7 protein-coding genes and 1 pseudogene are annotated in these 9,580 nt (G+C 35.9%); 4 read left to right on the top strand and 4 right to left on the bottom strand.

Annotation, left to right across the window (positions count from 1 at the left end; translation table 11 throughout):
- The 4 genes and pseudogenes from yjjX to LB467_RS05070 all read left to right on the top strand — a co-directional run.
- The coding region (gene yjjX, locus LB467_RS05085) for an inosine/xanthosine triphosphatase (RefSeq protein ID WP_317196340.1) at positions 1–565 on the top strand (565 nt) is incomplete at its 5' end.
- A 713-nt stretch (positions 566–1,278) separates the two neighbouring features.
- Positions 1,279–1,719: a hypothetical protein gene (locus tag LB467_RS05080; RefSeq protein ID WP_224472936.1), complete on the top strand. Its 441-nt coding sequence runs from the start codon at positions 1,279–1,281 to the stop codon at positions 1,717–1,719.
- Positions 1,720–1,908: 189 nt separating this feature from the next.
- Complete coding sequence (locus tag LB467_RS05075) at positions 1,909–4,137, top strand: TonB-dependent receptor (protein WP_224472935.1); 2,229 nt, start codon at positions 1,909–1,911, stop codon at positions 4,135–4,137.
- Between the two features lie 214 nt (positions 4,138–4,351).
- Positions 4,352–5,245 (top strand): annotated as a pseudogene (locus tag LB467_RS05070) (IS256 family transposase).
- 124 nt (positions 5,246–5,369) lie between these two features.
- Here the strand turns inward: LB467_RS05070 and LB467_RS05065 are convergent.
- From LB467_RS05065 to LB467_RS05050, 4 genes are all read right to left on the bottom strand, one after another.
- Positions 5,370–6,659, bottom strand: a complete 1,290-nt coding sequence (locus LB467_RS05065; RefSeq protein WP_224472934.1) for a tetratricopeptide repeat protein — start codon at positions 6,657–6,659, stop codon at positions 5,370–5,372.
- Positions 6,660–6,725: 66 nt separating this feature from the next.
- Positions 6,726–7,424 carry a DUF4331 family protein gene (locus tag LB467_RS05060; protein ID WP_224472933.1) on the bottom strand — a complete coding sequence of 233 codons (699 nt, stop codon included), beginning with the start codon at positions 7,422–7,424 and terminating at the stop codon, positions 6,726–6,728.
- Positions 7,425–7,450: 26 nt separating this feature from the next.
- Entirely contained in the window at positions 7,451–8,128 is a 678-nt protein-coding gene (locus LB467_RS05055) for a DUF4331 family protein (protein WP_224472932.1), read from the bottom strand.
- Between the two features lie 537 nt (positions 8,129–8,665).
- Positions 8,666–9,544 (bottom strand): OmpA family protein, encoded by an 879-nt coding sequence (locus LB467_RS05050; protein ID WP_224472931.1) that lies wholly within the window; start codon positions 9,542–9,544, stop codon positions 8,666–8,668.
- Between the last annotated feature and the right edge of the window lie 36 nt (positions 9,545–9,580).

The raw sequence follows: 9,580 nt of genomic DNA, 5'->3' as shown, positions 1-9,580 counted from the left end.
TCTACTTTTACATTCACTTAAAGAAGATATGGACAAAAAAGTTATTATTGCTTCCAAAAATCCTGTGAAGTTAAAGGCCGTAAAAGAAGGATTCACCAAAATGTTTCAGGAAGAGACCTTCAATTTCAAAGGTATTTCAGTACCCTCAGGAGTGCAGGATCAACCTATGGAGGATGATACAACCCTGCGTGGTGCTCTTAACAGGGCAAACAATGCCATGGCCAAGGTTCAAAATGCAGACTATTGGGTGGGAATCGAAGGCGGGATTGAAAAAACAGGTGAAAAAGAAATGCAGGCCTTCGCATGGATAGTGGTTAAATCGAGACAGTACATCGGGAAAGGAAAAACAGGAACTTTTTTTCTTCCCGATGAAATAATCAGCCTCATCAATGAAGGAAAAGAATTGGGTGAGGCAGATGACATCGTGTTTGGCCAAAATAATTCTAAACAGAAGAACGGTGCCGTAGGAATTCTTACAGGAAACGTTATTGATAGAGCTGATCTATATTCACAAGGAGTCATACTGGCACTAATACCTTTTAAACACACGAGCTATTACAGCTAAGTGGTTCAGCCAACACAAGAGTGAAAAATTCCCTAAGTTTCTCTGACTTTAAAGCCAAAAATAGTTCTCTTGAAATTAGACAAAAGGCCCGGGTATTTAATAAATAATATTTTGGGAATGTCGGTTTAATCCATTGCTTTCCCAGCACGGATGTTAGGAAATTAAGTGCTTCTAAATTTATCCCAATATCTCAAAAGCCTGTCCGTCAATTCCTATGCACTTCCCAACCAAAAAACCTCCGTACAAAAAGGCACGAATTTACTACTTAGATCTTAAATATGCTCGATGTTTTTAAGTCGAACATAGTTTATAACGGTCCAGAACATATCACAATATAAATGTTTCGATCTGTAATAAAACTATACAATTAATGTAATAGACCTGTTAGTTTTCCTGGATCATGTTTAATTACTTCCGCAATCAAATTAAGAAAGATTTGCAGCTAAGACGTAATTAATCAATATCTAAGCTAGTTGTTTAAGAAGCTTGACAAAGAAACTACGAAAAAATTGTTCTCATACCATTAAGCTGCCTAAATGATAATATTGAGCAGGAAAATACATGCATTCTGCTATTATTTTCAGCATCCCAAAAACCTCTTGGGCATTTATTACGTAGATATTCTTAAATACTAAATTTTATCTAATTCTAAATAATACTTGAGGACAGCGCATTTCAAACAATCATTTTTTATTCGCAACCTGCTGGTTGTAATGTCCTTATTATATCTATTTTCTCCATTATATTCAGAATTCAACATTCTTCTTCATAAAATATCACATCAATTTGTTATTGAAGATCATCATGCTGAAAAATCTAATGAAGAGAAACACCATCATACAGATGATCATAATTTTTTAGCTTTGAATCATTTAGTAGAGGCCGAGGATCATCATAATAAAGAAGAAATCGATGATCACACACACGGGGTAATTTCCTTCTTCAATTCGATTTTAAATTATGATTCTTCAAAAGATAATAAGGAAAAACAAATTTTTGAGAATAAAATAGATAAACATATTCTCTCTCATAATATAAATTTACCCCAATCGGTCTTAGTCTACAAAGACAAAAAAATTTGGGATTACTTTTCCTTCGCAGAAGACCATGAACCAGATATTACGATCCCACCTCCCCAGAGCAATCTTATGTAAGACATATCATTTTATTTAGACAGAAATATAGGGCTGATGAATTTGAGATTCATTTGACTTACTTATGTCTGTATGTAGGTTTTTCTAAGCGTAAATCAAACTTGGATATCCATTGATATGTTCAAATTTCAAAAAAAATATTTCAGCTTCTCTTAAAAGGGAAACTACCAACCCAAGAAATTTCTATACATGAAATATTATATAACAGCATTTTTAATGCTTTTTACAACTGCTATTCTTGCCCAGAATCTGGAAGGCACTGTAATTAATTCAAGTAATCAACCTTTGGAATATGTAGGTGTCTTTAATAAGGTTACGGGAAAATATAGCCGAACTGATGCCACTGGTTCCTTTACTTTACCTAAAACATCAGCAGAAGATTCAATCTATTTTTCAAGTCTGGGATATAAAACCAAGCTTTTAATAATCTCTCCTGATAATTTGAACAAAAAATTAGTAACAGAGATGGAAGAGTCGAGTATATCTCTGGAACAAATAGTTTTAGTTTCTGAAGTAAATGCCCTTAGCCAATTAGTAGGTGTAGACACACAAATCGATCCTGTAAAATCATCACAGGAAATACTCCGAAAAGTGCCAGGTTTGATCATTGGCCAGCATGCGGGTGGTGGAAAAGCAGAACAGATATTTCTGCGTGGTTTTGATGTAGACCATGGAACCGATGTGGCTATAAGTGTAGACGGAATGCCTGTAAATATGGTTTCACATGCCCACGGACAAGGTTATGCAGATTTACATTTTGTAATCCCTGAAACCATTGAAAATCTCGATTTTGGGAAAGGCCCCTATTATTCAGATAAAGGAAATTTTAATACCGCAGGTTATATTGACCTTCAACTAAAGAAAACTTTAAATAAAAATCAGATCTCCCTGGAAGCAGGGCAATTCAATAGCAAAAGGCTTGTAGGTATGTTCAATCTCCTGGAATCCGATAACAATAATGCTTATATAGCCTCTGAATTATCCCTATCTGATGGCCCATTTGATTCTCCTCAAAATTTCAACCGTATAAATATTATGGGGAGATATAATTACAATTTAAGGGGAAATCAGGAATTAACAGTTACCGCCTCACATTTCCAAAGTAAATGGGATGCTTCGGGACAGGTACCACAGCGTGCCATTGACCGGGGTTTAATTGGAAGATTTGGAGCAATTGACGATACAGAAGGGGGAAAAACAAGCAGATCCAATCTTCTTTTTAACCACAAAAAAAAGATTGACGAAAATAGCATGGTAAAATCAAAGGCTTTTATATCTCAATATAATTTCGAACTCTATTCCAACTTCACCTTTTTTCTGGAAGATCCTGTAAATGGTGACCAAATACGACAAAAAGAAAATCGTGTAATAGTTGGTGCAGAAAGTGTTTTTGAAAGAAAGAATATTGATTTAGGAAGCGACATTGAATTCAAATATGCTTCCGGGATCGGGTTTCGCTATGATGATGTAGATGATGTAGAGTTATCAAGTACACTAAACCGCGAAACGACGCTAGATCAAATTTCATTAGGGGATGTAGATGAAGTAAATACATATGCTTTTTTAAACACCCAATTTAAAATGGGAAAATGGACCCTCAACCCGGCACTTAGACTGGATCATTTTAAATTCGATTATTTGAACAAGCTAAGCAACACGTACGATAATCAAAGTGAATCAAAATTTGCATTTAGTCCGAAGTTGAATACTATCTACTCGGTAAATAGAAGTTGGCAGCTTTTCCTTAAATCGGGAATCGGGTTTCACTCTAATGATGCCAGAGTTGTAGTTGCCAATAATGGAAAGTCCATACTTCCTGCGGCTTACGGAGTGGATTTAGGGACAATTATTAAACCGATAGATAAGTTAGCCCTAAATGCAAGCCTCTGGAGCTTGTTTCTGGAACAGGAATTTGTGTATGTAGGGGATGCAGGAATCGTTGAACCAAGTGGGAAAACCAACCGACTGGGTTTAGAATTGGGGGCACGCTACCAGGCATGGGATTGGTTATATTTGTATAGCGACATCAACTATACATATGCCAGAAGCACAGAGCAACCTAACGGGCAAGATTTTATTCCATTAGCACCCGACCTTACTTCATCTGGTGGAATTGTCGTAAATGGCTTAGGGAATTATTCCGGCGGACTAACTTATCGCTTTGTAGATGACAGGCCTGCTAATGAAGATAACTCTATTGTGGCAGAAGGCTATTTTGTTACCGACTTGAATATTAATTACAATCGGAAGAATTGGTCTTTTGGAGTCATTGTAGAGAATCTGCTAAATACCGAATGGAATGAAACCCAATTCGCAACTGAAAGCCGTTTATTCAATGAATCGAATGCCTTCGAAGAAATACATTTTACTCCAGGCATTCCATTTTATATTAGAGGGAAAGTAAGTGTTACATTTTAACAATTTTATTTTCTAAAAGATAGAAGCAAAAGAAGAAATTATAAAGGAGTGGAAAGTTTATGTAAAGAAATCTAATAGTTAACTTTTAAGAACTAAATCATAGCCTGAAATAATTTTTAAAATCAAAGGACTATCTCATAAACTGTGTAAATAGAAAAATAACAGGGGTCGCGACCCCTGTTATTTTTTTGTCCAATTTTAAAGTTTACACAGTGTGAAAAAAGAAGATTTATTTAGCGATGAATTTTTAAAGCAGTTCAATAACGGAATGAGCAATAGCGATATCGAAGAACAGATCAGGGAAGTTTATAATTTTGAAGTTTCCACTTCCACCTTATCCAGGATTACCGAAAAGATCACCGAGGATATCGTGGCCTGGCAGAATCATCCATTAGAACCCGTTTATCTAATTGTATAGATGGATGGTATCGTCTTCAAGGTACAGGAGATCCCCAAGCTGATCAACAAAACAATATACATAGCAGTCGGGCTTCGCAGGGATGGAAAGAAAGAAGTATTGGGGCTTTGGCTGGACAAAAAGGAATCTGAAGCCTTTTGGATGAATGTCCTTACCTATATAAAATCCCGGACCTTATCACGGCCACCGACAACCTAAACGGGTCTACCGATACCATCAGGAACGTGTTTCCTCAATACAAAATCCAAATCTGTGTGGTGCATCAAATACGCAACGCCTGCAGGTACGTGCATAGAAGGACAAAAGAGCCTTTACAGCAGATATGAAGCATATTTACAATGCACCTAACCAGCAAGCTGCCAAAGCTGCCCTGGATGATTTTTCAGGACTATGGAAAAAGTAAGTATTCTTATGCCATTAAGAGCTGGAGGACAACTGGGAAGACCTTACCGTATTCTTTGAGTTGAAATAAAAAAAATCATTTATACCACTAATCTTTTCGAGAACCTCAATGGGAAAATCAGGAAGTATACCAAAAATAAATTGTCTTTCCCTACAGATGAGGCAGCAATGAAATCTGTATACTTGGCTACATTGGAAGCAACTAAAAAGTGGTCAATGCCTATCAGGATCTGGAGTATTATCTTAAATCAGTTCCTTGCTATCTATGAAAAAAGGGTTAGACTTTAAAAAAGTCCTACCCCCTGTTATTTTAACTTTAAACACTTGCGGGTAGTGTCACAATTAATTAGGGCGATAGAGCGTACAAAACAACCCCTATCGCCCTACTCTATTACAAATCAATCTCCTGAACCTAAAGGGAATGAATCTCTCTTAATTTTACAGGCCCCATTTCATAGCCAGCTTCTAACAATTCTTCCTTTAAATCTTCAACCTTATCTGGCATCAAGTTCGCTTTGTAAATTTTAGCCATAGTAAACAGAGCTGTAGGCTCAAAGGTTTTATCAGCCACATGATCATTAATTATAGCCAAAGCTTTTTCGTTATTGCCATTTACTAAATTAGCCAGGGCAAGTACCTGGTAGGTCTCTGGTGTTGCTCTGTTCTTAATTTCTTGTTCAGCCAAAGCCAGGGCTTCTTTTCTAGTTGAAGGATCTTCTGCCAACACCTCTATTTTATGCGTGTTATACATATTTCCGTAAGCGGGATTATTTGCTAATTTCCAAAAGGAATCCATCGCATCTTTTTTAGCTTTTTCATCATTTTGAAATTCGGCAATTTCAGCTTTTAACAAATAATAATCTGGAGATACATGAGCTGTTAGCACAGAATCAAGTATACGTTGTGCTTCGACACTATTTTTGTCTTTTGAATACGCTATCCAGGCAATTCCCTTTTTAGCATAGGCATTGGAACTATCTATTTCCAAAGTCTTTAAATAGTGCTCGTAACTGTCCTGAATTCTTCCGTCATGGCCATAATAATCTGCTATATTGGAATATACCCATAAAAGTTTCAATCTATTTTTGCCAGCTTCTGCCTTTTCCTTGGCTTTTTCCATAAACATAATAGTCTTATCCAATTTTCCTTTGTAGTCATTCCATTTAGCAGCTCTAATGATATAATCGAAATCCTGTGGGTCTGCAAAAAGCTTTTGAATGCTGTCTGCTTTGGTATAATTTCCCAATTCCATATGAACATCAAAAAGTAAATGTTGTGTTGCAGGTATGCTTGTAGATAATTGAGCAGCGGAATCGGCATAAACTAAAGCCTCTTTAAATCTATGCTGAGAAATATAATTTCTTGCTAAAGACCTGTAATATTTTTCTTTATCCATATTGGCAACTTCTACGGCCTTTTCCAGTGATTGTTCTGCTTTTTTAAGGAAAGCTATATTCCCGGTAGATTCGAAAAACATATTATATTGCCCAGCTACGGCTGTAAAACTTGGCAATTCAATACTATCTGCTGTTATTTTTGAATTCCAAAGCTCGAAATAAGGAGATGTGGTGCGTGCTTTTTGAATAGCTAAATAGTTGTCATAATCTTCAGAATTTGTAATCTGGCTTTCTTGCTCAGAAGTCGATTCTTTACAGCTTATTATTAGTAAAAAACTTAGTATTAGAAGAAAATTGATTTTCATGGTTGATACTGTTGGTTAAAAAAAAAGCCCTTTTTTAAAGGGCTTTTTAAAAGGTTAAAATAAAATTTATTCTGGCGCTCCTATATAAGGGAAGCTGGCAGAGATATTATCTGCAGTAAGAGATACCCCATCTGTAACTAATTGTGGAAGTCCGTCCTCACCATTAAACCTGGCTCCGGTTTCCCCTCCAAATAATAAAATAAGTGAAATATCTATCACATCATCCTGAAGTCTTCTCCCTGTAAAACCTATTGCTCCATCGAAAGTTGGTGCTCCGGCTCCGGCATCAAAATAAATAGTTGGCGCGTTTGGTGCAACCTCTAATACATCGTTGGCTAATACCGTTGTTAAAACAGTAGCCGATACTGGATTAGGATTACTTTCTGAGGTTGGTTCTGGACCATTAAGAATATCTCCCAAAATGTTTGGCTGGTAATCTACATCTTCCGCTGTAAGCCCTAATGCTATAGCATACGCATCATGCATGCCTTCTAATTGTGCTTCAAAATCTGCTTGAAAACTTGCTCCCATCATAGAAGGGATTGTTACGTTGTGCATGTTCTTTATGTCAGCACTTCCGCTTAAAACTGTATTAATTCCTGGTCTACCCATATGGTCTACCTGACTAAAAGAACCGCTGAAATCTACTTCTGCCATAGGTGGGTTTGGATTCATATCCATATTATCATCGTCATTACTACATCCAATTACCAGGAAGCTGGTACACAATGCCGCGAATAAAAATTTTGTACTATATAATTTCATAATTCTATGTTTTTAAGATTGTTATATTATTGTTTCCTGTTTGTAGTTACCCAGGTTTTATATACAGGTACACCAATTACATTTTGAGCAGTTGGGGTTCCTAATAACTCGTTTGGCACTTCTAAAGCGATAGATAGTGTGTTGGCACCATCAAAAGTATCTGTTCCTGGGACATTAAACCCTGAGTTGTCTGAGGGTGATGGAGCAATCACTTCATTAAATCGAATAAAGTCGAAATAGAAAGCATCTTGTCTTGGTCCTGCAAATAATGAAACTCCATTATCTGTAGTAGTTGTGATAGCGGTTGTAGAAGAAATCTCTACAGATCCTAAAGCATTTCCAGTTGCTACTTCGCTATTAAGACCTGTTGATGATGGACTAAATGGCCCGAAGAAATACATAATTCCATCTCTTGGAATCGCTTGAATAACCTGATCTTCTACCAGGTCACCATCCAGATCTATGTTAATCTCTATCAGTACATCTTCGTCGAATTCACCATAAGTTAAATCTGGCAAAACATTAGACTGTACATTTACAATAAAAACTGTGTTGTCTGAACCTGTTGTTGGTTCAAAAGCATAGAAATCGGCGATGTCTGCAGAAGATCCTGCTACACCCGGTGCGTCAATGTGATCGGCGGCAATAAAAATTGACGCAGCCAATATTAGACCTAAACACGCAAAAATTTTAATCTTTTTCATAAGGATTGGTTTGAATTAATATTTATGAAGACCATTATTGGTCAACACAGAGATATACGGTGATATAGAAGGAGCGGTTTTACTATAAATGTTAAAATTATGTGAAAGCTTTAGGACTTTATGGTGACAAGCCAAATAATTTAAACAAGAAAAAAATAAAGGCTGTATCCTAAAAGTGTTAAGAATGCATAATGTAATAATAATCAAAAAAGAAAAAAATTTATACACAACAGTCTTGATAAAAAACTATCACTTAAGTCTGTCTCAAGAGTAATAGGAAGAAATGAAAGATAAACCTATAATCAGGAATCGAAAATGCAGAAGTACAAAACTTAACAGGAAATGAATTTTTACCTGACTAATTTTGCGATTAGTAAACTGTTTAAGGAATAAATCTTTAAATGAAAATTGGTAACAATTTCTAATTAAGAAAATAGTCTTACTGGCTTTGTTCTTTTTTTAAAAAAACTTCCCAACGGTTTTTCAATAATTAGCGTTCCATAATAGATCCTTTTAAAACTAGGGAACTTTCAAAATTTACCTCACAATTATAGACATATCTACACGTCGTGCAAACTGTTCTGAAGAGGTTTTGTCTTCGCCTCTAAAGGAGGTAATGATACGGGTCTTATCTATTCTATTATTTATAAAAGCTTGTTCGACAGCTTCTGCCCTACGCATAGACAGTTCTTTATTATAATTGACTCTTCCTACCGGACTTGCCCAACCCTCAAGTAAGACCTTAGCCTCGGGATATTTAATTAAAATCTGGGTCAGGTCTTGAATGTATGGGTAAAATTCGTCTTTCAGGGTTACTGAATTATTGTCGAAGTATACTTGTTGTTTAAAATAGGTCTTATCTTCCCCGGTATCTTCTGTTTTGGTTAATTTATTGGCCGCTATGATTTTTGATTCCAAACTATTCATCTGTCGTCTCACATCATCAAGATTTCCTTTCATAATACTCAGGCTATCTGCAAAAGAATTTTCTTTGGTGTAATCTGCTTTATTCAATTCAACATTTTTTAAAGAATCAATTCTTTCCTCTAAGTCTTTAATTGTTTTGTTGTTCGATGGGATAATAGTTGTTGTGCTACGCTCATTTGGCTGATTTAAAGCATTGGGGATTGCATTGCCAGGCAAGAGAATGGTAGAATTATCTCTACTTCTAGAAGGCAATAGCGTATTATTAGCGCTTAAATCATTGATTCTTTCGTTTAGATAACGTAAATCTTTTAAAATTTGCTGATAGGATGCATTATCATATGCACCTGTGCGTATATCTGAACGATCCTGGTATTTCAACCTAAGCTCGGTCAAATACTTTTTCTGTTGTTCACTTTCCCTTTCATTAAGTTTTGCGCGTCTTGCATCTGCTATAGTACTTAAAAAAGATTTCAAATCTGATTGTGTCATCACTATGGTACTTTTTTCAGAAGTGTTTTCGCTTTG

The organism is Salegentibacter tibetensis (assembly GCF_020164485.1).
Classification (GTDB): domain Bacteria; phylum Bacteroidota; class Bacteroidia; order Flavobacteriales; family Flavobacteriaceae; genus Salegentibacter; species Salegentibacter tibetensis.
Note: the sequence above shows the minus strand (reverse complement) of the source record. Positions and strands in the feature narration are given on the sequence as shown.